The 24,689-nt window shown below is 69.5% G+C and carries 17 protein-coding genes; 9 read left to right on the forward strand and 8 right to left on the reverse strand.

Going from position 1 to position 24,689, the window contains the following annotated elements; genetic code table 11:
• Positions 1–24: 24 nt before the first annotated feature.
• Positions 25–1,014, reverse strand: a complete 990-nt coding sequence (locus tag QHF89_RS08960) for an AraC family transcriptional regulator ligand-binding domain-containing protein (protein ID WP_284720260.1) — start codon at positions 1,012–1,014, stop codon at positions 25–27.
• 115 nt (positions 1,015–1,129) lie between these two features.
• Between QHF89_RS08960 and QHF89_RS08965 the strand changes: the two genes are divergently transcribed.
• Together QHF89_RS08965 and QHF89_RS08970 are read left to right on the forward strand one after the other, a co-directional pair.
• The gene (locus QHF89_RS08965) at positions 1,130–1,753 is read left to right on the forward strand and encodes a hypothetical protein (RefSeq protein WP_284720261.1); all 624 of its coding nucleotides are present in this window, start codon (positions 1,130–1,132) and stop codon (positions 1,751–1,753) included.
• Positions 1,754–2,030: 277 nt separating this feature from the next.
• On the forward strand, positions 2,031–2,381 hold the full coding sequence (locus QHF89_RS08970) for a hypothetical protein (RefSeq protein ID WP_136970933.1): 351 nt from the start codon (positions 2,031–2,033) through the stop codon (positions 2,379–2,381).
• A gap of 54 nt (positions 2,382–2,435) precedes the next feature.
• Here QHF89_RS08970 and QHF89_RS08975 read toward each other — a convergent pair whose 3' ends face one another.
• Positions 2,436–2,999 carry an EF-hand domain-containing protein gene (locus tag QHF89_RS08975; RefSeq protein ID WP_136970934.1) on the reverse strand — a complete coding sequence of 188 codons (564 nt, stop codon included), beginning with the start codon at positions 2,997–2,999 and terminating at the stop codon, positions 2,436–2,438.
• Between the two features lie 545 nt (positions 3,000–3,544).
• Between QHF89_RS08975 and QHF89_RS08980 the strand changes: the two genes are divergently transcribed.
• A complete protein-coding gene (locus tag QHF89_RS08980) occupies positions 3,545–4,606 on the forward strand; it encodes an STAS domain-containing protein (RefSeq protein ID WP_136970935.1) in 1,062 nt (353 codons plus the stop codon).
• A gap of 13 nt (positions 4,607–4,619) precedes the next feature.
• Here the strand turns inward: QHF89_RS08980 and QHF89_RS08985 are convergent, their stop codons facing one another.
• Together QHF89_RS08985 and QHF89_RS08990 are read right to left on the reverse strand one after the other, a co-directional pair.
• Positions 4,620–5,531 carry a nucleotidyltransferase family protein gene (locus QHF89_RS08985; protein WP_136970936.1) on the reverse strand — a complete coding sequence of 304 codons (912 nt, stop codon included), beginning with the start codon at positions 5,529–5,531 and terminating at the stop codon, positions 4,620–4,622.
• Positions 5,528–7,174, reverse strand: a complete 1,647-nt coding sequence (locus QHF89_RS08990; protein ID WP_136970937.1) for an ATP-binding cassette domain-containing protein — start codon at positions 7,172–7,174, stop codon at positions 5,528–5,530. Before QHF89_RS08990 ends, QHF89_RS08985 begins: the two co-directional genes overlap by 4 nt.
• 121 nt (positions 7,175–7,295) lie before the next feature.
• Here QHF89_RS08990 and QHF89_RS08995 point away from each other — a divergent pair, with 121 nt between their 5' ends.
• From QHF89_RS08995 to QHF89_RS09005, 3 genes are all read left to right on the forward strand, one after another.
• Entirely contained in the window at positions 7,296–9,257 is a 1,962-nt protein-coding gene (locus QHF89_RS08995) for a MopE-related protein (protein ID WP_136970938.1), read from the forward strand.
• Positions 9,258–9,407: 150 nt separating this feature from the next.
• Entirely contained in the window at positions 9,408–11,108 is a 1,701-nt protein-coding gene (locus QHF89_RS09000) for an ABC transporter substrate-binding protein (RefSeq protein WP_136970939.1), read from the forward strand.
• 106 nt (positions 11,109–11,214) lie between these two features.
• Entirely contained in the window at positions 11,215–13,875 is a 2,661-nt protein-coding gene (locus tag QHF89_RS09005; protein WP_136970940.1) for a hybrid sensor histidine kinase/response regulator, read from the forward strand.
• A 79-nt stretch (positions 13,876–13,954) separates the two neighbouring features.
• On the opposite strand, the gene QHF89_RS09010 is transcribed toward QHF89_RS09005, so the two are convergent.
• The 3 genes from QHF89_RS09010 to QHF89_RS09020 form a co-directional block, all read right to left on the reverse strand.
• On the reverse strand, positions 13,955–14,941 hold the full coding sequence (locus tag QHF89_RS09010) for a hypothetical protein (RefSeq protein WP_136970941.1): 987 nt from the start codon (positions 14,939–14,941) through the stop codon (positions 13,955–13,957).
• Between the two features lie 143 nt (positions 14,942–15,084).
• Positions 15,085–16,149, reverse strand: coding sequence for a hypothetical protein (locus QHF89_RS09015; RefSeq protein WP_136970942.1), 1,065 nt, complete (start codon positions 16,147–16,149; stop codon positions 15,085–15,087).
• Positions 16,146–16,877, reverse strand: coding sequence for a hypothetical protein (locus QHF89_RS09020; protein WP_136970943.1), 732 nt, complete (start codon positions 16,875–16,877; stop codon positions 16,146–16,148). The genes QHF89_RS09015 and QHF89_RS09020 overlap by 4 nt, the downstream gene beginning before the upstream one ends.
• 92 nt (positions 16,878–16,969) lie before the next feature.
• On the opposite strand from QHF89_RS09020, the gene QHF89_RS09025 reads away from it, so the two are divergent.
• The 3 genes from QHF89_RS09025 (at position 16,970) to QHF89_RS09035 (ending at position 22,220) form a co-directional block, all read left to right on the forward strand.
• A complete protein-coding gene (locus QHF89_RS09025) occupies positions 16,970–17,860 on the forward strand; it encodes a class I SAM-dependent methyltransferase (RefSeq protein ID WP_284720262.1) in 891 nt (296 codons plus the stop codon).
• A gap of 91 nt (positions 17,861–17,951) precedes the next feature.
• Positions 17,952–20,894, forward strand: a complete 2,943-nt coding sequence (locus QHF89_RS09030) for an FG-GAP-like repeat-containing protein (protein ID WP_136970945.1) — start codon at positions 17,952–17,954, stop codon at positions 20,892–20,894.
• A 51-nt stretch (positions 20,895–20,945) separates the two neighbouring features.
• Positions 20,946–22,220 carry a LamG domain-containing protein gene (locus QHF89_RS09035; RefSeq protein ID WP_136970946.1) on the forward strand — a complete coding sequence of 425 codons (1,275 nt, stop codon included), beginning with the start codon at positions 20,946–20,948 and terminating at the stop codon, positions 22,218–22,220.
• 4 nt (positions 22,221–22,224) lie between these two features.
• On the opposite strand, the gene QHF89_RS09040 is transcribed toward QHF89_RS09035, so the two are convergent.
• Positions 22,225–24,675, reverse strand: a complete 2,451-nt coding sequence (locus QHF89_RS09040) for a TonB-dependent receptor domain-containing protein (RefSeq protein WP_136970947.1) — start codon at positions 24,673–24,675, stop codon at positions 22,225–22,227.
• Positions 24,676–24,689: the final 14 nt, after the last annotated feature.

Here is a 24,689-nt window from a genome sequence, read left to right on the forward strand (position 1 = left end):
GTATCGTGCCCGGAGCGCCCGTCCTCAAATCCGATCGCGCCACAATGAAATCGAATCACGCCAACGGTGCGGCGTGGTCCCCTCCCAGGCGCGGAACGCCCGCGTGAAGGAGTTGACCTCGTCGAAGCCGAGCAGGAAGGCGATCTCGTTGACGTCGACGTCCTCCTTGCGCAGGAGGCGCAGCGCCGTGTGGTGCCGGACGTCGTCGAGCACGTGCTGATAGCTGACCCCGAGCTCGCCGAGCCGCCGCTGCAAGGTGCGCGTGCTGAGGGAGAGCTCGCGCGCCACCTTCGCGAGGCTCGGCCGCTCGCCCGACATGCGGCGCGCGACGACCGCGCGGACCTGCTCGACGAGCGAGCCCTGTTCGAGCGGCGCGAGCTTCTGGTCGAGGCTGGGGAGGAGCACCTGCAAAAGATCGGCGTTGTGCGTGACGAACGGCGTCGAAAGGAGGCGCTCGTCGAGGACGAGCGCGTCGCGCTCCGCGCGAAACCGCAGCGGGCAGCCGAAGAAGCGCATCAACATCGGCTCGTCGCTGCGCGCGCGCGTGAGCTCGACGCGCTTCGGCGCGAGCGCGAGCCCGCTGCCTCGTTGCAAGAGCACGAGGAGCGAGGCGAGCGAGGCATCCACCAGGCGCGGGGGCATGGGGCCGGGCGCGTGGTGGTAGGTCGTGTGAATCGCGACCTCTTTCCCCTTCGTGTCGATGGCCATGTCCTTCAGCCCGCAAAGCCGCTTGTAGCGGGCGAGCTTGGCCAAGGCGGTGCCGAGGTCGGGGGAGTGCAGCGCCGCGAGCGACGCGATGTCGTACTCGTGCACCTGCGTCTCCGTCGCCAACCGGAGGCCGACGTCGGGGGGCGACGACGCGCCGAGCGCTTCCCAGAAGGTGAAGAACTGCTCGGTGCTGAGCTCGTCGCTCGGCGGCACACGCGCGGCGGCGGCCGCATGGGCCGTGTTCGCTCCGAGTCGCGCGAGCCGAGCGCGCACCGCCGAGGGGAGGTGGACGAGGTCACGGTTCATCGCAGGGAACATACCGAACCGAGTCGCCAGGACCAATCCGATCGCGCCAATCGTGCTCTCGGCTGCACCGTACTTTTCGGACGGGTGCGCGATGGTTTACGTTCGAGGAATCAGCATGGACTCGAACCAAACGAAGCTTTCTTTCACGGCCCTCGCCTTCGCGTTCGCCCTTCCCTTCGCCGCTTGTTCGTCCGAGAGCGGCAGCGGGACCACGACCGGCAGCGGCGGCGGATCCTCGTCGTCGTCGTCGTCGTCCTCGTCGTCGTCCTCGTCGTCCGGGGCCGGAGGCGGCGGGGCGATGCATACCGACCTGTTTGCGTGTGGCGTGACGCCCGACTGCCCGCGGATGAGCATTCACATCTATCCCGAGCCGGAGGGTGCCCTGATCTGCGCCGCGAAGCTCATCACGTCGAACCAGCCGGGCGTACTCAGCGCCATCGAGGTGCCCGGTGGCAAATTTTTCGAGACCGAGCGGCTCATCCTCGTGCAGGGCGACGGCAAGGCCCTGGTGCAATCGCGCCATCGGGAGTGCGACATCGAGAGCTGCCCCAATCCGGTTCCGTGGGAGCCCCTCTCGGCGCATCAAATCTGCGACCTCGTCCTCAGCGACGACGCCGCGGCAGGCTGCGCGGCCATGGACGACACAACGTGTCGGTGGTCGCCGTGGGGCCCCGGGAAGCTCGAGAACTGCATGGAGGTCGACGACTGGAGCTGCGACGACGTCGCAGCGGTCCTTTGATGGCCCCGTCCCTCGGGGTCAAACGAAGGCCGTCTCCCGTGGCCTCCCTCGCGCGCGGGCGCGATTGAATATGCGCTCACCCGCGTAAGCGCCGCCCCCGCTCCCGCCTACGCCCTCGCCCCGTTTTTTCCTGCGCAGCTACGCGGGTTTCCCGTATAGTGACAACGTGTCCGGGGAAATGCGCGTTCCACCGAGCGAACGATGGGAGCCCTTTGGTACGCACCTGCACAGGTTCGAGGCGCCCGACCTGTACATCGTCCGTATCCGAGGGAACGTGATGGGCGAGGACATGCGCACGCAAATCGAAGCGCTCCGCGCGCTCGCCGAGCGCACCGGGGGCGGCATCTTTTGGATCGCGGACGTCTCGGCGATGGCCACCCTCACGCCGCAGGCGCGGCGCGCGGCGGCGGCCCATGAATTCGCAGACGTGCGTGATGTCCTTCGCGGCTCGGCGGTCGTCGGCGCCTCGTTCACGACGCGGGTCGTGGCGACCCTCTTGATACGCGCCGTCCGCTCCCTGGAGCCGCACAAGATTCGCCCCGTGGCATTCGTCGAAACGGAAGCCGAGGCGCGTGTATTTCTAAAGGCGTACCGGAGGCACGGGGCCGGCGTCTCTGCCGCGCCGTAGGCGATTCACGCGGCCATCGGAGCGCATCCCCCCCCTCGAACGCGAACGACGAAATCACGGATAGAGCGAGCCGAGCAACCAGTGGGCGGGAGAGTCGGGCGATTCGTCGAAATAATAACCGCGAATGCTCTCGACGAGCTCACGGGCGGTGATGAGGCCGTCGTTGTCCTTGTCGATGCGGTGGAACGCCTCGCGCACCACGGGCTCGGGCACGTGCATCAACGAGCCCATCCAGCGGACCTGCTCGGAGAGGGTGAGCTTGCCGTCGCCATCCTGATCGGCGACGGCCATGACCGCATTGATGTAGGGGACGTAGCCCGCATCGAATGATTCGGCGGTCTCGAGCAGGCCCGCCGCGAACGCGGCCTTGTACTCGGCGAGGCTGATGCGCCCGTCCGTATCGAGGTCGGCGACCTTCCGCAGGTGCTCCCACAAGCCCAAGCTGATCTCGACGAGCTTTTGCCGGGCAGGAGATTCGGGCCCGTGGCCGAACTCTTCGGCCATACGCACGGCCGAGATATCGAAATCACGGCGCTCCAGGTAGCCATTTTGATTGGTGTCGTGGGCGCGAAAGCGTCGAGCCAGCCTGCGATCGAGGAAATCGGTCATTTGGGACATGCCGTAGCCCGTATCATGGTGGCGCGAAAAATGTCAACGCTGGGGAAAGGAGCCCGCTGGGGCTTTGCCCCAGGCCCCAGCAGGGGCTATCCGCCCCTGCACCCGGACCAGCGAGGCGCTGGACCCAGGCTCGATGACCTGCGCTCCGCGCAGCTCATCGAACAGGCCCGGTCAAGACCGGCAGCGGCGTTGCCCGCCAAGACCGCCGCGCTGCGGGTTCGGCTGGCCCCCCGGCTTCTTCGTCGGCCTGTTTAAAAAACTGCGCGGAGCGCAGTTTTTTAACCCTGGGTCCAGCGCCTCGCTGGTCCGGGGTCGAGGGGGCGGACGGCCCCCCGCGGGGTCCGGGGCAGCGCCCCGGCGCTTTGTCGCGGGTGAGGTCCCTATGGGACGACGGGCAGCCCTCGACCTTCGCTACGGCGGCAGAAATGCTGCCGGAACGTGAGCTTGGGGCGGACCACGCGCCGTCGGGAGGAGGCGGACACACTGCGGAATTCGTGCGTACTTCCGTCCGGGACCGAGTAGGATGCTCCTTGGAGAACTAGCTGATGATCGAGCGCGCGACCCTGGGCGGCTTGGAATTCGAATACGATACCGAGCAGAAGACGATACGCATGGGGGGGAATCCCGCCATTTTTATCTGGACCGAGAGCACCCTGGCGGGGCTGCTCTCGGGGCAGCACCGCATGGTGGGCACCGAGCGGCTCCGGCTCTCGCTCCACGGCGGCGGGCGCGACGGCGTCGAGCAGGATTGGGCGTACATCTGCCAGTATCCCACGTTCGAGGAGGGCTTCGCCGAGCTCATCAAGGTGGCCGCGGCCGCAGGCTGGGGCCGCTGGGAGCTCGTCTCGCTCGACCCGAAGGCCAAGGAGGCGCGCGTGCGCTCCTGGAACCACTGGGAGTCCATCTGCCAGAACGTGCTCGGGGTGAGCTGGGGGGCGAGTTACCTCGGCGGCAAGTTCGCGGGGATCTTCCAGCGGTTCTTCAAGGTCTCCCAATGCTGGTCCGAGCAGGTCGCGTTCGCGACGAAGGGGGATGGATACGACGAATTCGTCATCCGGCCCTCGGACGCGAGCCTGGAGGACCGCGTCGAGCGCCTGCTCGGCACCGACGACGCGACGAAGGCCGACCTGGCCGTGGCCCTCGAGCGTGTGCGCAAGGAGGTCGAGGAGCGCACCGCGACCGAAAAAGACCTGCGGGACAAGCTCGACCTCATCGCGCGCCAGGAGGAGGCCATTCGCGCCCTGTCCACCCCGATCATCGAGGTATGGGACGGCGTGATCACCCTGCCGCTGATGGGCGTCGTCGATAGCCAGCGCGCCGCCGAGACCATGACGCGCCTGCTCGACGCGATCGTGCAGAAGAACGCGCGGGACGCCATCATCGATTTGACGGGCGTGGACGTGATCGACACGTCCACCGCCGATCACATCCTGCGGCTCGTCCGCGCCGCCGAGCTGCTCGGCGCGCGCTGTATGATCACCGGCATCCGCCCCGCCGTCGCGCAGACGATGGTGTCGATTGGCATCGATCTGTCGAAGCTCGTGACGCTCGCCAGCCTGCGCGACGGCCTCGTGCGCTGCATGGGCCACGTGCGCAAGGGCGGCTGAGAGCGCCTCCCCGTCAGCGCGCCACGATCCGATCCGCCACCCGCGCCGCCGCATACCGCGCGAGCCCGCGCGCCCACGCGCCGAGATCGTCCCGCAGCGGGGTTTGCCCGAGCACCCACGGCACGCCGAGCTCGGCCTTCCCGCGCGCGATAGGAAACGCGCCCACGTCGTAGAACGGCACGAGCGCCGCGCGCCGCAGCCTGCCCGGCTCGAACGCCCGCAAAAGCTCCGCGTCGACGCTCGCGGCCCCGAGCGCGCGCAACGTCGACAGCATGACGAACATCACCGTCCCGAGCCGGAAGGCCCGCGCCCGCTCCACCAGCACCTGCCGGTCGATTCTACTGCGCAAGAGCAGCTCCAGATCGAGCCACGCAGCCTCGTGCCGAAACTCGTGCCCCGCGGCGTGCAGCGCCACGAGCAGCGCATGATCCTCCACCGACGGCACGAAGAGCCCCGGGAGCCCCGGCGCCGCGCTCGCGCGGGTTTCCACGGCCGCCACGTCGATCGGCCGCGGCACGATCTTGTCGAGCGTCCCGTGCACCTCCACGAGCAAACGCATCTCCCCGGCGCGCGCGACGAGCTGCGTCTCGCCCAGCATCTCGCGACTCCTGGGGCGAAAGCGATTCTCGTGCAGCGCGAGCCCCGCCGCCGCGAGCACCTCGATCACCGCCCGCTCCCGCCGCGGCGGGACGAGCAGATCCACGTCGCACATCGGCCGCGCGGCAGGCGACGGATACACCGTGAGCGCGAGCGCCGCGCCTTTCACGAGCATGGCGTGTTCCCCTCGCGCGACGAGGGCGCGCGAGATCTGCCCGAGCACGTGGGCCCGCAGCATCGCCTCGGCGTGCGCCTCGGGCGTCGGCGCGGGCATTTCGGCGCGCGGATCACGCAGCAGGTCGAGGAGAAGCGTCGAGGGTGGCGTCATGCGGAGAGCCGGAGCACGTGCTTGGCGAAGCCGAGCACGGCGGGATCGTGGATCGCGGCGATGACACGGCGGCGCTCGGCGAGGCGGCGAAGCAGCCCGGCGAGCTCGGCGACGCTCGCCGCATCGAGGTGGGCCTCGGGCTCGTCGAGCACCACGAGATCCGCCTCGCGCACGAGCGCCCGCGCGAGCATCACGCGCCGCGCCTGCCCGCGCGAGAGCGAGCCGAGGCGAAGCGCGAGGGCCGCCGCATCGGAGCCGGCGCGCGCCCGGAGCGAGGCCCAGAGGCCGACCTCGTCGAGCGCGGCGGCGAGGCGTTCGTCGGGCGCATCCGCGTCGAACGCGCGCAGGGACGCGGCGATCGTCGCGTCGGGGGGTTCGAACGGTTCTTGCGAGACGAACGCGACCCGATCGCCGAACCGCGCGGTTCCCGGCCCCGGAGGCGCCTCGCCGTCGAGGAGGACCCGCCCCGCGTCCGGACGAACGAGCCCGAGCAGGAGGTAGAGCAGCGTCGTTTTCCCCGCGCCGTTCGGGCCGAGCACGGCGAGGCTTTCGCCGGCCGGGAGCACGAGCGAGACGTCCCGGAGCGCGTGGGTCTTCGAGGCTCCGTCTGCACCTCCCCGCGGCGGATACGCGTACCCGACGCCGTCGAGCCGGATCTCCGCGCGGGGATCGAGCGCACGAGCGGACGCATCCACCGGCGCAACAAGGCCCTCCGCCGCGCCCCGCGCGAGCATGCCCCCGAGCGACACGAGCTCCCCCCGTGCGTGGACGAAATTCCCGAGGCCCGCGATCGTCATCTGCAACGTCGGGATCGCGGCGAGCACGAGGAGGAGCGATCGGTGCACGTCGCGCCCCTCGCCGGCCTCGAACGCCTTCACGCCGAAGATCTCCGCCGCGCCGAGCGCCGCCGCGATCGTCGCGAGCAGCGCGCCCCAGCCCGTGATCGCGCTCGTGGCGCGGGCGCGGAGCTCCGCCGAGGACCACGCCGACACCTCGGCCCGGAGCTCCGCGGCGAAGGCCCGCGCGCGTCCGTGCGCCACGAGCTCGGCCGCGCCGGCAAACCCCGCGGACGCCCGCGCGAGCAGCACGCGCGACCGCTCGAACACCACGTCCCACGCGGCCTCGACGTGCGACGCGCCGAGCATCGTGACGAGCCCGCCCGTCAAGCCCGCGGCGACGAGCGGCGCGAGCGCCGACGCCCCGAGCGCCGAGACGAGCAGCGCAGTGACGGCGGGCACGGCGATCGCGCTGGCGAACAGGACGGCCACGCCCTCCACGGCCCAGCTCACGAGCACGGGCAACGCCGTGGAGAGCCGCGCGGACGTGACCGCCGCCGGCGGCATCGCGACGACCGCGCCGTGTTCGAGGGGCGCGACGAAGAGGTCGACGACGCGGAGGCGCACCTGCCGCGCGAGGGCGTCGGCGGCCCGGGCGCGGACGAAGCTCAGGGCGGCCGCGACCGCGAGCAGGACGAGCGCGTCGCGGGGGCCGCGGTCGCCGAGCCAGAGGGCCGCGAGCGGCAGGGCGACGCGTTGCGCGCACGCGGCGGCCGCCACGACGACGAGGCTCGGCCCGGCCCCGCGCAGCAGCACGCGCGCGGGGGCGAGGGAGGTTCGTGGGGAGGTCAGGGCCTGCTCGGACACGGGGCGCGAGGACGTTCGCGGGCGAGCTCGGCCATGAACTTCACCCGGGGGCGTCCCGGCTTGATAGCATCGGCACGGCCGCCGCGGGGATGCCGGGGCGAGCCTTCACGTGAGTACCCCGATGTCGACCTTCCCCTCCGCTCCCCGCGCGTCTCGGTTCCGTGGCCCCGCGCGGACGCTCTCGTTCCTCTCGGCCTTCGCGTTCGCGGGCCTCTCCTTCGCGGCGTGCAGCCGGACCGGCATCGGCACACCCCCGGAGGAGTCGATCTCGGGGCCGGGCGGCGCGGGCGGTCAAGGCGGCGTGGGGGGCGCGACCTCGACGTCCAGCATCGGCGGCGGCGGGCAGGGCGGCGTGGGCGGCGCGCCCCCGTGTATCGTGGCCCAGGACTGCACCGACGCGGACCCCTGCACGACGGACGCCTGCGTGGACGGCCTCTGTCAACACGGCCCGCGCGACGACGACGGGGATGGGTTTCCTCCGCTCGCGTGTAGCGGCACGGACTGCAATGATTTGAACCCGAAGGTCTTTCCGGGCAGCCCCGAGAACTGCACGGACGGGGCGGACAACGACTGCAACGGCGTGGCCGACTGCTCGGATCCCGCCTGCAAGGTCGCGCCCACCTGCGGCTGCGTGCCGAAGCCGGGCGGCGAGTCTTGCGCGAACGGCGAGGACGACGACTGCGACACCATCGTCGACTGCTTCGACAGCGATTGCGTGGGCACGCCGGCGTGCGGCTGCAAGCCGAGCGAGTCGCTCGATTGCGACAACGGGTTCGACGACGATTGCGACGGGAGCATCGACTGCAACGACCCCGACTGCTTCGGCTCCGCCGCCTGCTCCTGCCAGGCGAAGTCCGAGGTTTGCAGCAACGGGACCGACGAGGACTGTGATCTGCTCGTCGACTGCGCCGACCCCGATTGTTTCGGCATCTTCCCGTGCGCCTGCCAGCCGCCGGGCACGCCCGAGGTCTGCGTGGGCGGGCTCGACGAGGATTGCGACAAGCTCATCGATTGCGCCGACCCGAACTGCATCGTCTCGCCGGCCTGCCAGAGCTGCACGGCCGAGGTCTGCAACGACGGCAAGGACAACAACTGCGACAACAAGATCGACTGCGCCGACCCGGCGTGTTTCTTCGCGCCGAACTGCGCGCCCAAGCCCGAGGTTTGCAACAACGGGCTCGACGACGACAACGACACGCTCGTCGACTGCCAGGATCCCGACTGCGCGAACAACCCGATCTGCATCCTCCAGCAGGCGAACTGCCTGTCGCCGAAGCTCATCCCCGGCACGGGACAGTACACGGGCGACACCACGGGCAACGTGAGCGAGACGAAGGGCTTCTGCGGCGGCGACGCCGGCGAGGCGGTCTTTTATTTCGTGCTGAACCAGCCCTCGCGGGTCCACCTCGACTCCATCGGGACGAGCTTCGACTCGACGCTCTACGTGCGCACGGGCAAGTGCAACTCCGGCAAGGAGATCGGCTGCGACGACGACAGCGCGGGCGTCTCCTGGTCGGCGCGGCTCGACTTCACGCTGCTCTATCCGGGCACGTATTACGTGTTCCTCGACGGGTACACCGTCGACCCGGAGCAAGGCGCGAACGAGGGGCCCTTCGTGCTCAACGTCGAGATCGAGCCGAACCCGAAGGAGAAGTGCGACGACGGCAAGGACAACGACGGCGACGTCTACGTCGACTGCGCCGATCCGGATTGCGTGAGCTTCGGCGCCTGCGCGACGTGCCTCAATGGCGGCCCCGGCAAGCCCGAGTTCGGCACGTCGGCCTGCAAGAACGGCCTCGACGACGACTGCGACGGCGCCGCCGACTGCGCGGACGACGACTGCAGCGCGAGCGATTATTACGTCACGGAGTGCTGCGACGGCCTCGACGAGAACGGCAACCAGATCCCCGACGACTTCAACTGCCGCTGCGCCTCGAACGCCGACTGCTCGGGCGGACAGATCTGCTACACCCACACCGCGTTCGCCTGCGGCATCCCCTGCACGCAGTACTTCGGCGACGTCTGCCCGTTCGTCGCGGCAGGATCGTATTGTAATCCTGCGACGAACCAATGCGAGTTCTGAGCTGGGCCCGGCCGGGCACCGGCGACGGCGCGCGCTCGCGCCGGCTTGGCCCCGAGACATGATGTTCCTGCTCGCTCGGCTGCCCGCGGGCGCGGCGCGTGATACCTTTGCCCGCGGAGGATCGGGGGGGGACGAGGAGACCGGGGGCGGATGACCCTTCGTATCGTCTACGTGCCCATCGCTTGCAGCATGCCGCTCCTTTATGCGGCGGCGCGCGGCTTTTTCGAGCAGAAGGGGCTCTCCGTCGAGCTCCGCCGGGCCCCGAGCTGGGACGCCGTGCGGCGTCTGCTCACGCACGACAAGGTCGACGCGGCGCACCTCCTCGCGCCCCTCGCCCTCGCCACCGGCCTCGGGATCGACGGCCGCGCCGCCCCCATCCGCGTGCGCGCCCTGCAAAACCAGAACGGCAGCACGCTCGTCGTGGCCAAGGCCCTCGGCCGGATCACCACGCCGCGCGAGCTCGCCGGCAAGGTGCTCGGCGTGCCGCATCGCTTCTCGATGCAGTATTACCTGCTCTGCGACTGGCTCGCGCGTGGAGGCGTGAATCCGCTCAAGGACGTGGCGATCCGCGAGGTGCCGCCGCCGCGCATGCCGCGCTGGCTTGCGCTCGGGCGCATCGACGGCGCGATGTTCCCCGAGCCGTTCGCGCAGCTCGTCGTGGATCGAGGCGGCGGCGTGGACTGCATGCAGAGCCGCGAGGTTTGGCAGGGCCATCCCTGCTGCACGCTCTCGTTCGGGCCGAGGCTCTGGCGCGAGAGGCCCGAGCGCGCCGGCGCGCTGCTCGAAGCCGTCGTCGAGGCCCAGGCCGAGCTCGAGCGGATGGAGCCCGAAGGCCGCCGCGCCGCCGCGGGCCTCGTCGTCGCCCGAGGTTACTTGCCCGCGGAGGTGTGCGGCGCCCTGGAAAAAGGCCTCGCCGGCGATCCCATGAGCCCGAGCGACCCCCTCGGCCCCGAGCGCCTCGGCTTCACGCCCACGCCGTTCGTCGAATACGGCGTGTGGATCCTCGCGCAAATGCAGCGCTGGGGGCAGCTCGCGGGGGACGTCGAGCACCTCGCTTCCGCGCGCGCGATCTTCGAAGCCGAGCCGGCGCGCGGGCTCGCGGCGCGCCTCGGCATGAACGACGCCGCCCCGCGCCTCGACGACGTGCGCGGCTTCTCCTTCGACGATCCGCTCGGCGCCGTGCGCGCCGCGCCGTTCTGCGCCCATCGCGCCGAGCGCCGTCCGCCGCCGCCGTGCAGCAGCCTTCCCGCGCCTGCCCGGGAACGCATCCAGCGGATCCTCGACCGGCTCGCCGACATGGCGTGGGGCGCGCCCGAGGTCGGGCTCTCGACCTTCGAGGACGACGAGCTCGGCGAGCTCGAGCGCGCGCTCGACGAGTCCATCCGGGCCCGCGCGTTCGCCGAGGAGGCGCTCGTCGAGCACATGGAGCTCGAGGAGGCGCACGCGCGGCAGGAGGCGCGGATCGAGGCGCAACACGCGCTCATCCGCGAGCTCGGCGCGCCCCTCGCGCCCGTGCTCCCGGGCGTCCTGCTCCTGCCGCTCGTGGGCCGCATCGATCGGGCGCGCGCGGCGGACATCGAGGAGCGCGCGCTCCGCGCGGCCTGGGAACGATCGGCGCGCCGCGTGATCGTGGACGTGACCGGCGCGCGCCTGATCGACGACGAGGCCCTCGCGTTCATCCTGCGCCTCTCGCGCGCACTCCGCCTGGTCGGGGCCGAGTGCCTGCTCGTTGGGGTCTCACCCGAGGCCGCACGTGCGCTCGCGGCGAGCCCCGATCCGGCCGCCTTGCCGCGCTGCGTGCGGGATCTCTCGGCCGCCCTCGAGGCGCCGAAGGACGCAATTCCCCGGTGATTTCGCGCAGGAACGAGCCCATCCCGCTGCGGAATTCCCCGACGGAGGATCAGGATCTTCACGGGTTTCGCGGTTCGGCCCAAGCGGGGAAGATTTCCTACAAATCATGGATCGTGCTGGACATTGGGAGGGGGATACGGGGAGCGATCTCTTCTTCACCTCGGACGCTCGATCCTCAGTGGTACGGGAGGTACGGGAGGAAAGCGGAGCTGCCGCGCGGGCGGGCGAGACGCACCCTTGTGGCGCTCTCCGGCGGCTCGTTTGCCTCGAAGAGATCACGATCGCGCTCCTCACGGCGATGAGCGAAGACGCCGTCGCGAAGGTGATCCTCGACCTCGGCGCGGCTGCACTCGGCGCGAGCGCGGCGGTCGTCGCGATGGTCGAGGGCGACGAGTTCGTGATCCTCGACGCGAAGGGCATGCCCGACGAGGTGCTCGCGCAGTGGCGAAGGCACGCGCGGAGCGCATCGACCCCGATCGCGATGGCCGTGCAACGACGAGCGCCCGTGTTCATCGAGACCGAAGCGGAGTGGGCGGCCACCTGTCCAGACGCCGCGCGTGCCACGGTCGGGCCGCGTGGACCCCGCATCGCGCTCCCGCTCCTCGTGGGCGATCGTGTCCTCGGCGGGATGGGCTTCAGCTTCCCGACGAGCGTGCGCTTCACCGACGAGGACCGCGCGCTCGCCGTCACGCTCGGGCGCCAGTGCGCGCTCGCCCTCGATCGCGCGCGTCTCTTCGACGCCGAGCGGAAGGCCCGCGCCGAGCTCGCGCGCGTCGCCCAGCGGATCGATCGCCTCCAGCACACGACCGCCGCGCTCGCCGCGGCCACGACGCCGCTCGAGGTCGCGCGCGCCGTCGTGGTCGACGCCCGCGCGGCCCTCACGGCCGATCGCGCAGTCCTCGCGATCCCCACGCCGGACGGGCAAAGGCTCGTGGTGCTGGAGCACGAGGGCGCGGCGCCGTGGACGAGCCGCACGCCGAGCCCGTCGTTCCCCGTCGACGCGAACAGCCCGCTCGCGCTCACCTTTCGCACGGGCGAGCGCCTGCGGCTCTCGTCGAAGGCCGCGATCGAGGCGCGCTTCCCGCCTGCGAGCGGGGAGGGCGTGGTCACGCCGGGCTCGCTGCTCTGCCACCCGCTCGTGGCTCGCGGCCGCACGATCGGCGTGCTCCTCTTCGGCTGGGGCGCCGAGGGCGCGCTCGACGCGGACGGCGCTTCGATCGCCGAGGAGCTCGTGCACAGGAGCGCGGTCGCGCTCGACCGGGCCATGCTGCACGCCGCCTTCGAGCACGAGAACCGCACGCTCACCGCGTTCATCGCGGCGTGCCCCGTGGCGGCCATGATCCTCGACACCGACGCCACCGTGCGCGTGTGGAACCCCGCGGCCGAGCGCATGTTCGGCTGGTCCGCGGCCGAGGCCGTGGGGCGCTTCTTGCCCATCACGGACAAACCTCACGAGACCGAGGCGTTCCTCGCGCGGGTCGCGCAGGGCGAGGTGCTCTCGGACATCGAGGTCGAGCGCAAGCACAAGCTCGGCCACAGCATCGACATGTCCCTTTACTCGGCGCCCGTCGTGCATGGAGACGGCAGCGTCCAGTGCCTGTCCATCTGCATGGACATCGGGGATCGCAAGCAGGCCGAGGCGGAGCTGCGCCGCGCGTACGAGATCGCGCGCGACGCCGATCGGCGCAAGGACGAGTTCCTCGCGCTCCTCGGGCACGAGCTTCGAAACCCCCTCTCCCCGATCCTCACGGCGCTCTACCTGATGCGCCTCAAGGGGCGCACGGACGGCCTCGAGCGCGAGCGTGACGTCATCGAGCGCCAGGTCCAGCACCTCGTCTCGCTCGTCGACGACCTGCTCGACGTCTCGCGCATCATGCGCGGCAAGATCCAGCTCAGCACGCGGCCCATCGAGATCGCCCGTGTCTTCTCGCAGGCCATCGAGATCGCGAGCCCGCTCTTCGAGCAGAAGCGGCACGAGCTCCGCGTGGACGTGCCGGCCGAGGGGCTCGTCGTCGAGGTGGACGAGACCCGCATGGCGCAAGTCCTCGCGAATTTGCTCACGAATGCGGCCCGGTACACGGACGCGGGCGGGCACATCGCGGTCGCCGCGCGGCGCGAGGGGGACGAGGTCGTGGTCACCGTGCGTGACGACGGCAGCGGCATCCCCTCCGAGATGCTGCCCGTGATCTTCGACCTCTTCGTGCAGGGCGCGCGTGGCGCCGATCGTGCGGGTGGTGGGCTCGGGCTTGGCCTCGGGCTCGTGCGGAGCCTCGTCAAGCTGCACGGGGGCGCGGTGAGCGCGCGCAGCGAGGGCCCGGGCAGGGGCAGCGAGTTCGAGGTGCGCCTCCCTGCGCTCTCACCACGCCGCGCGTCTTCGCCGGACCTCCCTGCGCCCGTCTCTCCGCGGCTCAGCAAGGTGCGGCGCGTGCTCGTCGTCGACGACAACCGCGACGCGGCGCAGATGCTCGCCGAGGTGCTCACGAGCCACGGCCACGAGGTCGTGGTCGCGCACGACGGCCCGCAGGCGCTCGCCCTCGCGGCGACGTTCCGGCCCGAGATCGGCATCCTCGACATCGGCTTGCCGGTCATGGACGGCTACGAGCTCGCGCTCGAGCTTCGCACGACCTACGGCGAGCGCATCACGCTCGTCGCGGTGACCGGCTACGGCCAGGAGCATGACAAACGCCGCGCCTTCGAGGCGGGTTTTTCCCGGCATTACGTCAAGCCGGTCGCGGCCGACGCGCTCCTCAGCGAAGTGTTTCCTTGACGGCGGGTTGACGGCGCGCTCGGGCGAGCGCGGAGGCGCGGGCGAGGCAGATGTCCTGCCTCGCCGGGGGGACGAGCGCTCAGAAGTGGATGTGGACCTTGGCGCCCTTCTTGTGGCCCTTCCAGTGCCACTTGCCCTTGCCCTTGCCCTTGCCGACGACCACGACGCCGGGGGTGGGGACGACGACGACCGGGGCCCAGTTCGCCACGACGAACAGGCCCACCACGGGCGCGCTCGGGCCCACGACGACGACCGCGCCGGGGTGCCAGCCGCAGAGCACGACGACCGGCGCCGGCGCGTCCTCCGGGTAGACCATGACCGTCAGCTTGTGGGGGTTCGTCTTCACGACGAGCTTGCCGGTGAAGTAGAGGCCCTTCGGCTCTGCGTCGAGCTCGACGAACTCGGGCCCGCTCGCCACGACGCCGAGCTTCACCTTCCGCTTGCCGACGGGGATCGGCTTGAGATCGTCGTCGAGCACGAAGACGCGCGTCTCGCCCGTCTTCACGTCGGCCACGACCTCGATGAGATCGTCGCCCGCGACCTGGAGGATGCCGCCGTTCGGGCCTTTTTTGCCCTCGGGGATCTTCACGTCGGCGTTGACCTTCGCGGTCGCGACGAGCTCGTGCGTGCCGCCCTTGGGCACGTAGAGCGTGCTCTTCAGCGGTTTGCCCTTCACCTGGACGTCGTAGCTGACCTCGGTGAGGTCGTCTTCGAGCTTGGGGATGTCGGCCGTGTGGACGCCGGCTTTCGCGTCGAAGACGAGCTTCGCGCTCACGGGCTCCGCGCCCTTGCGCGTGGGCTTCACGAGGACCGTGCCGGTCACGTCGTTGTCGAGCGGCGCCCCGTCGGGCGCCTTGAAGCGGGCCTTCACCTTGCCTTCCGGCGCGACGGCCCACGTCACGGTGGCAGCTTCGTGTTGCTCCGTGATCGCGTCTTCGGCCGCGATGTTCTCGGCCGTCACCTCGGCCTCGGCCTTGGCTTCTGTCTTCGAGCACGCGGGCAGCGCCGCGACCGCGGCGAGCGAGAGCGCGACGAGCGTGGAGTGCAGGAGCTTTTCGAGTCGCATCCCGGCCATCTTACCCAGAATCGTTCCGCTCCGCGATATCCATCCCGACGAATCCTTGCCTTTTCAGGCCTCCGGAGCGCGTGCGGGGTGGGAATGCCCCCTGGTCACTGGAATGGGCAGGGGCCTTTCGACGTGCGGATGCGTCATATTTGTCGTTTGCGGACGGACCAAACGAAACCGTCGTAGAAAAAATGCATCAGGGCGACGGTCTGGACGAGGCTCCAGAGCGCGCGGCTGCCGTCGGAGGTGATTTCGGCGACGGCGCCGTACGCGAGGGTCACGCAGGCGAACACGGCGGCGGCGAGGGGCGCGCCGCGCCGGAATTGTTGGAGCCGCAACCTTTGGACGAGCACGCGCCGCTCGGACCACCAGACGAGGCCGAAGTACTGCACCGCGTGAAAGAGGTTCATGATGAGAAAGGCTTGCCCGAACGGGTTCCACCCCCACGCCCAGATCGAGCAGAGGCCCGTCGTGGCGAGCAAAAACACCTTGGGAAAGCTGACCACGTGGCCGCGTCGCGCGAGGCGAACGTAGGTGACCACGTAATGCACGAGGAAGAGGCCTCCGCCGACGATCACGGCCCAGGCGATGGGGCGCTGGTGGGCCGACATCGCGGTCGGGATCTCGGTGAGGAAGAGGGCGCCGACGTCCTCGAAGAGCTCGAACTTCTGGAAATGCGCCAGCATCGTGGCGCCCGAGACGATGGGGCCAGCGTAGAGCAAGAGGTTCAGGCCGAGATCGAGCCTGCGGAGCGTCGTGGGATCGTTGCCCTGGTTCCGCTCGTAAATGCGTCCGAGGCCGAAGGTTTGGAGCGCCGAATGATAGACGTCCCAGAACGTGACGAGCACCGTGGCGATCACCACGGCCCACATCGAGGTCATCATCGCGGCGAATGCGGCGATCGGGACGACGACGAACCGGATCTTGTGGCGCGAAAAGACGTCCGGATTGAGGTGGCTGCGGACGAACACCGCGACGAGGTGGGCGTTGACGACGATCCCGAGCAGCAGCGTGCTCCAGGTGACCCGCTTGCCCGCGAGCCAGAATCGGTCCGTGGCGATCCACGTGCCCGAGACGAGCGCGCCGACGAGCACGGAGACGATCGGCGGCAGCAGGAAAAACACCCAATCGTAGACGGGGCCCGCGATGTAGACGGAGCGGGCCTGCTTGGCGCTCTCGGCGGGCCTCGTCGCATCGAGCGTGGTCATGGCGCGTCCGCGGCTTCGGCCTCGGGCGCGGGCTCGGCCGGCGCTTCGGGCGCCGGGGTCGCGAAGCGCAGGGTGACGCCCTTCTCCGCGAGGTGATCGACGAGCCAGAGCACGAACAGGTTGATGCCGAGCATTTCGAGCGACTCTTCGACCGCGTCGAGGAGCCCGTAGCCGAGGTTGTGCATGCCCTTCTTCTCGGTCCAGTATCCGAGCGGCAGCTCCATCCCGACGGCGCCGCCCACGTAAATCGCGCCCGCGACGAGGAACCGGATCCTCGTCCGCAGCGGCAGATGCCGCAGGAACGGGACGTACACGAGGCCCACGAGGAGCACCACGACCGCGGCCGGAATCACCCAACTGAAGTAGAGGACGCCCGAGAGCTCCACGAACGTGCCTGCCATTTCGTGAAACTCGAAGACCTCGTCCACCGCGATGTAGGCGAAGCCCGCCGAGAGCCCCCACCAGTGCGCGACGAACCGCTCACCCGCCCGCCGCGTCGCTGCGGCGGCAAGCGCGAGCAGGAGCGACGTGAGCCCGAGGAGCGCCGCCGTGTAGAACGTCGGCACGTTGCCCTCGTAACTCATCGACAGGAAAGGCACGATCCCGCTTCGGCTCGGCAGCTCGTAGAGTGGCTTCAGCACCTCGACGAGCACGCCCGCGAGGACCACGAGGCCCATGGGCACGAAAAGGAGGGGCCGGAGCCACGATTTCGACAGGACGACGTCCATCTCGGTGTCTCTACACGCGCCCTTCGATCGAGCCCATCATGCACCCGCGCGGAGGCCACGCGCAAGGCTCACGTTCGTGGTATCAAGGGTCCGTGCACGACGGTCGTCCCAGCTTGACATCCATGGCCGTGGCCACGATCCGGGCGGTTTACACCGATCTTCCGGCTCCTTTCGAGGGCGCGCACGATCCCATCGCGGGCGCGCTCGTCCCGCGGCCGCTTTCGCTCGTGGCGCGCATCGCGGCCCGCGCGGCGGTCTCGGAGCGCGCGACCGGGCTCGTGCACCGCGGGCTCGGCCTCGCGTCGCTCGGCATGACGTACCACGTCGCGCTGCGGACGCGGGCGATCGACGACGCGCTCCGCGAGAGCCTCGCCGCGGGCGTGCGGCAGCTCGTCGTGCTCGGCGCGGGCCTCGACGGGCGCGCATATCGGATGGACGAGCTCGGAGACGCGGCCGTCTTCGAGGTGGATCACCCGAGCACACAACGCGACAAACGGGCGCGCCTGCGGGCCGCGCGGATCGAGCCCAAGGCGCGCGAGGTGCGGCTCGTGCCCGTCGATTTCGAGCGTGACGACCTCGGCGCCTCGCTCGCGCGGGAGGGTTTTTCCGTGGACGCGCCCTCGTTCTGGATATGGGAGGGCGTCACCGTGTATCTCACGCGCGCGGCCATTGCGGGCACGCTCCACGCCGTCGGCGCGGCGAGCGCGCCGGGCAGCCGGCTCGCGCTCACGTACGTGCCTCCACGCGAGCCCCGGATCGAGCGGATCTTGCTCGTGGGCGGGCGCGTGGCCGCGCGGGTGCTCGGCGAGCCCATTCGTGGGTTCGTCACGCCCGCGGAGCTCGCCGCGCTCGGGCGGGACGCGGGGCTCGACGTCCTTCGCGACGAGGGCGCGGACGCCTGGGCCCCGCGGTACTGGTCGACCGAATACGAGGGCATTTTTGAATGGGAGCGCCTCGCGATCCTGGAGCGGCGCGCGGGGTAATCGTGCTCGACGCGGGATTCGCGTGACGGTGCGTGGGGCTTGTGGAATCGTCGCTCGCGCGGACTTCCTTTCCCCACTTCCGGGAGGCCTCATGCGAAGGACGTTGCTCATCATCCCGCTTTTGGTGCTCGCGATCGCCTGTGGAGACGAAGGCCCCACGAAGCCCCCCGCGTGTGGTGACGGCGAGTTGAGCGAGGGCGAGATCTGCGACGACGGCAACACCGAGGACGGCGACGGATGCAGCGCCGGCTGCGTGCCCGAGCAGGGAGGCGAGGCGTGCGGCAACGGCGTCGTGGATCCGCTCGAACATTGCGACGACGGCAATAAGCTGAACGGCGATGGGTGCAGCGCGACCTGCGATCTGGAGAGCTGCGGCAATGGCGTGGTCGATCCGGGCGAGGATTGCGACGACGGGAACGGCATCAACCTCGACGGGTGTCCCAACGACTGCACGCTCGCGAAATGTGGCAACGGCGTGATCGAGGCGCCGTACGAGACCTGCGATCCGCCGGACACGGCCGTCTGCGACAGCCAGTGCCAGGGGCTCCCGTTCTGCGGTGACGGCGAACTCGAAGGCAACGAGGAATGCGACGACGGCAATTTCTTCGGCGGTGACGGCTGCAATTCTGCCTGCAAGATCGAGTTTTGCGGGGACGGCATCACCAACGACACCGGGCAGGAGCAGTGCGACGACGGTAACGACGAGGATGGCGACGGCTGCAATGCCCTCTGCGTGTACGAGACGTGCGGCGACGGCATCCTGCATACCGGAATCGGCGAGGCGTGCGACGACGGCAATACCCTCGGCGGCGACGGCTGCCGGTCGAACTGCACCCTGGAGGTCTGCGGGGACGGCGTCCTGGATCCAACCGAGGCTTGCGACGACGGCAATGGGGTCGATAACGACGGCTGCGGGAACGATTGCACGTCGGATGGATGCCACGACGGCGTGACGAACCCCGACGAGCGCTGCTACACGAGCTTCTCCTCGTTCCCAGGGCCCTCGGACCTGATGATCGTGGGCAAGGCGGATCTCGACGGCGATGGGCGGGTCGATGTCGTCGCCTGGAGCAGCGAGAACCTCGTGTGGTTCCGGAACTTCGGCGACGGGAGCCTCGGCGCGAGGCCAATCTTCTCGGGGGCCCCGATCCGCGCGGTGGCGCTCGGAGATGTGGACGTGGATGGAGACACGGACGTCGTGATGACGTTCGGCCAGGACATGGCGAGCGCGCTCGTCATTTGGACAAATGATGGTGCGGGCCATTTCACCAAAATACAGACGCCCGACGCGCCGATCGGCGCCTTCACGCTTGCTGATTTCGACGGCGACGGGGACCCGGATCTCGCCATGATGCTCGAGGCCCTCGGCGGCCTGATCGTGCGCGAGAACATGGGCGGCACCTTCGGGCCGCCGAAGACGATCTCCACGAACCCGGAAGGGTATGTCATCGTGGCCGGGGATCTCGACGGGGATCTCGATCCGGATCTCGCCTCGTTCGCGCCGACGACCAACGCGCTGCGATTCTACCAGAACCTGGGGAATTTTTCGTTCGCCGCGCCCATCGAAGTCCCGATTCCGACGGGCGCCGGATCGTTCAGCGTGAACGTGCTGCTCGACGACATCGACGGCGATGGCTTGCTCGACGCGCTCACGACGGATGGATTGCAGGACGAGATCGTGATCGCCCGGAACACGGGCGAGTTCACATTTGCCCTGCAGGAAGTGCCCGTCGGAAAGGACGCGTCCCCGGTCCTCGTGATCGACGCCGATGCCGACGGCGACAAGGATATTTTCCTTTCGGCAGACGTCCAGGCCGGCGATCCGCAGGGGCTCAGCGTGCTGACGAACGATGGCACGGGCACGTTCGCGCTCGGCGCGGATCTATGGGTCCCCGAAGGCGTCTGGACCGGGCCCATGGTGTCGCTCGATCTGGAGCAGGACGGCGACGAGGACGTCGTCCTCAACACGCTGTATGGCCTGAACGCGCTCGTGTCCAACGGACCCCAAGGGTTTGTTCCGCGCCAGGTCGTGGTGGCGAACGGTTCTGCCAAAACGATCCAGCTCGGCGACGTGGACGGCGATGGCGACGACGACGCCGTGCTCGCAGGCGGCGGCGTTTGGATCGCGCAGAATGATGGAACGGGGCACCTCCTCCCGCCGGTGCAGGTGCCGAATACCCAGTCGACGTCGCGGGTCGCGCTCGGGGACATGAACGGCGACGGCTCGCTCGACCTCGTCCTCGCCTTTTCGCTCGGCACGCAGGTGGTGCACGTTCTCCACAATGACGGCGCCGGCCATTTCGGCGCGCCCGTGCCGGTGCCGGGCGTCCTCGACGCGACACACGAGCTTTTCGTCGAGGATCTCGACGCCGACGGCGACAACGACGTCCTCCTCGTCGGTTCGTACGACGCGCAGGCCCTCCTCAATGACGGCGTGGGAGGACTCTCGCCGAAGACCAAGTTCACGATAGCCGTCGGGTTCGACGTCGATTCCGCGACGCTCGTGGATCGCACGGGGGATGGTTTGCCCGAGCTCGTCCTCGGGATCAGCACGCGGATCGATACGTTCGAGAACGAGGGCAACGGGGCCTTCACGAAGCTCGCCACGAAGTTATGTGATCTCGAGGTGGGCGCGCTCGCGGCCGGCGACGTCGACGAGGACGGACAAACGGATCTCGTGGTCGCGCCGAGCATCTTCACAGACCTCGCGGATCTGCGCCTCTTCAAGGGAATGCCGGCCGGCGAACTCGCGGAGCCGACGCTCGTGCCTGCAGGCAAGCAGCTCCGGAAGGTCTTCCTCGTCGATTTGAACCTCGACGGCAGGCTCGACATCGCGAGCGTCGCCTCGTTTGATCAAAAGATCCCGCTGCATTTCCAGGACGCGGCGGGGCACTTCAACGCCGAGGTGACGTTCCCGTATGTCTGGTCCGGGTATTCGCTCGCCGTCGGGCGGTTGAACGGCGACACGTTGCCGGATCTCCTGGTGTCGAGCTACGCGTCCAGGTTCATCGGCGCCCTCCTGTCGAGCCCCTGACAGGCTTTTTGGCGCCTCGCGGACCGACCGGGCTCCTGGTACCATGCGCCCATGAAGTACCTTCTTGCCTTTCTTGTTTTCTCGGCTGGGCTCGCGGGCTGCGGGCCCGTGGTGGATACGATCGACACCTCCACGTCCGGGAGCGGCGGCGCAGGCGGCTCCGGGGGCGCCGGCGGCTCGTCCGGCGTGGGCGGTTTGGGCGCGGGTCCGTCTGCGCTGTGCAAGCCGCTCACGAATCCTTCGGGCCCCGCGCAGCCGCTTTGCGGCCTGGAAGCGCCTTGCCAGGTCCTCGAAGAGGAGCTGCTTTCTGTTCCGCCCGCATATCGGAACGACGCCCCCGCGCTCTCGCTCGATGCGTCCTGCCACCCCCGGATCCTCTTTTCGTCGGCCACGGGCGAATACAAGGGGTTTTACGCCGTGCGCAAGGCCGTGGGCGACTGGAAGGTGATCCCGACGCCGTTTGATTCGGCCACGGCCGGGCTCGTGTCGATTGTGCCGGATTTGCCGGTCGCGCTCGTGAACGACGGGGCCTTCGGGGCTTCGTTGTGGTCGTTCACCACGGAGGGGTGGAGCCTCGTCGGAGACGTCCCCGAGGAGGGAACGCACCTGGCCCGGGGATTCGCGCTCGGTAAAACCGGTGAGCTCTTTGCTGGGTTCCGTGGTCCCGGCGACGAGCTTCTTTTGGGGCGATATGGTAGTTCGTCCTGGTCCATCGAGACGCTGGGCGGGACCCCCTTTCCGTTCCCGGTCGTGGTCTCGCCCGAGGGCGCGCCGCACCTCATCGCGTGGGAGGCCGTGAATGGCGCGTGGGAGCTCCACTGGCAAACGCCGCCGCACGCGCGCGAGGTCGTCATGCCGCTCGGCGCGGGGACCCTGCAAGCGGACGCGTATCGCCTCGTGCTGGGCACCACCGCGGCGGACGACGCGAACCCCCAGGGCAAACCCCACATCCTCGCATTACGCCAGCTCTCGGATTTCACGTTCGAACTCGTGTACGCGACGCGCGAAGGGAAGGACACATGGACCGTCATGCCCCTCGAAAAGGTACCAGAGGACAGCACGGTATATCCGCTGGGAATCGTGACCAACGAGGCGGGCGCCGTGCGTCTCTTTTATTCGAGGGTCAAGTTTGCCTCGCCGACCGCGGGACAACTCGTCGTCGCCGCGCCCGTCCCCAGCGGGCCCAAGCAGGCCGTCGTGACGGAGGGGTTTTCTCCGTTCGGCGCGACGTTCGACCGTGACGGGGTCGGCCGGATCCACGTCGCGCTTTACGAGTTCAACACGACGAGCGACATCGGCATCCGATATCTCGTCCTGGGCCCTTGATCCGCTAAAAACCGCCCTCGACGCCGATGCTCGGGATCACGAGCGGCCCGATCTCCTCGGGCGCGCATCCGTCCTGGAACGAGCATTCATATTGCGTCACCTCCTTGCCGGCGGTCGCGTTCAGGACCTCCACGGTGAACGAGAGCCAGCGCCCGTTCGGGAACGTCCACCGTTTTTCCAGACGCACGTCGAGGCGGAAAAACGCGGGCAGGCGGTCGGGCAAGTTGAGGCTCTGCACGTAGTTCGCGAGCAGCTTCCGGAGCTCCTCGCGTTGCGCGTGGTCCTCGGGGGTGTCCGGGAGATCCGGTCCCTCGTCGGGTTCGTCCGGCAGGCCGAGATCACGGCGGCGGACCCGGTAATCGAGGATCATCGGGGAGCCCGTGTAAAAGACGATGCGGCCGCCGATCTTCCAGTTCCTGCCGAGGTCGTAGGAGGCCGCGAGGTTCATGACGTGCCGTCGGTCGTAGGCCGACTCGAACGTTTGGTTACCGATATGGCGGAGCGAACGCGAGAGCGTATACGAGAGGAACCCCCCGAGGCGCTTCGAGAGGCTGCGTCGGAGATAAAGCTCCATGCCGTACGTGCTGCCGGTTCCGCGGAGCTCCGCCTGGCGGGCATACCCGAGCTCCGTCGCGGGGGGGCGATTGCCGATCGGATCACTCAGGTTGAAGAACGCGCCACGAAAGCCCGTCACGGTCGCAGTGATGTCGAGGGGCAGGGCCATCTCGACGCCCGCGCTCGATAAGAGCCCCGTTTGCACGCCGCCCTGCAATCCCCCGATCTGGAGGCCTGGGGCCGCGCCAAGGAAGCTCGGGGGCTGGTGCGACACGCCAAACGCGCCGACGATCGTGAAGCGTTTTCCGACCTCGAGGCGGCTCGCGAGCCGCGGATCGAAGGTCGCCTTGGCGACGCCGTCGGACGTGAAGATGTCGGAGCGCACGCCGGGGACGAGCTCGAGCGCGGGCAGGGGGCGGATCACGGCGTCGGCCCAGATGGCGGCGGTGAAATCGTCGCGGCTCGTGAGCTGCCGCAGGAGCGCGAGGTCGTTCGGGCTCGGCGCGTCGTCGTCGTCCTCCTCGATGTCGATCTTGAAGCGCTCGACGTACGCGTCAGCGCCCGCGCGCACGGTCACGAGGTCCGAGGGGCGCAAGGTGAGCTCGGTGCGCGAGCCGAGCAGCCACGTTTTGCCCGCGTTTTCGCCGCCGCGGGCCTCGCTCTCGTCGTAGCCGAGCGTGATCGCGTGGCGCAATTTCCCGCGGTTGCCGAGCTTCCGATCGTAACGAAAATCAATGCGGTGGAACTGGCCGGCGACGACGACCTCCTTTTCGCCGTCGTCCTCGTCGATCTGCGCGAGGTAGTCGTGTGAGCCGAAGGCGAACACGCTGATGCGGTCCGAGGGCGTGAGGTCGTAATGGATCCGCGCCTGATAGTCCCAGTAGCCGAGCTCGATGCCCGGGGAAGCGAGCTTCAGGACCAGCTCGGGATATGCATATCGGCCAGCGACGAGCGCGGCGCCGCGGCCGTTCGCGAACGGGGCCTCGACCATCGCGCCGGCGTCGAACAAGCGGATGTTGCCCTCGCCGTGCAGGCGGTTTTCGGGCTCGCGGACGGTGCCCGCGACGATGCCGCCCGTGAACCGGCCATACCGCGAAGGGAAGCCGCCGGGATAAAGATCCACGCGATCGACGAGGCCGGGGTGAATGACGCTTGGCCCCGCGGCCACGTGGAAGAGGAGCGGGACGCGGATGCCGTCGAGGAAATATCCCACGTTGCCGGGCGGCGCGCCGCGCACGAAGAAATAGGGGACGCCCGAGGCGATGGGCGTGACGCCGGGCATGGCCTCGATGGCGCGGAAAGGATCACCGAATGCGCCGGGGAGCTGGCGGACCTCGACGCGCGACATCGTGCGCGTCGTCGGCGCCTGGTGTTCGCCTTGGACGCGGACCTCGATGGCCTCGGGCGCCGGGGGTTTGGCAGGAGGCGCGGGCGGGGCGGGCGCGGCCGGGTTTGTCGCGGGCGCGGGGGACGTTTCTGCGGGCGGCGCGGGGGCCTCGGGGACGGGGGCGGGCGCGCGGAACGAGACGAGGAAGCGGATGCGGGCGCTGAGGGGTTTTCCATTGCGGCGCGCGGGCTCGAACTCCCACGACGAGGCGGCGGCGGCCGCGGCGCTGGCGAACGGCTCGGGCCCTTCGATCACGCGGGCCTCGGTGACCTTGCCGTCGGAGCGCACCAGAATGGCGAGCATGACGTCGGCGTCGCCCGTCGCGCCTTCGGGATAGGGCGGGATCGTCGGGCCACGCGGCGAGGGCATGGTCGCCTCGGGGGGCTCGCTCGCGGGCTCGGCGTGGGACGGGGCTGTGACGAGGCCGAGGGCGAGGGCCGCTGCGCCGGCGACCAGGGCGCGGGAGAGGATCGTTTCGTGCGCGCGGAGGGGACGCGATCCCGGGTACGGCATGGTTTGAGTACAAA

The sequence above is a fragment of the Polyangium sorediatum genome (genome assembly GCF_029946465.1).
Lineage (GTDB): Bacteria > Myxococcota_A > Polyangia > Polyangiales > Polyangiaceae > Polyangium > Polyangium fumosum.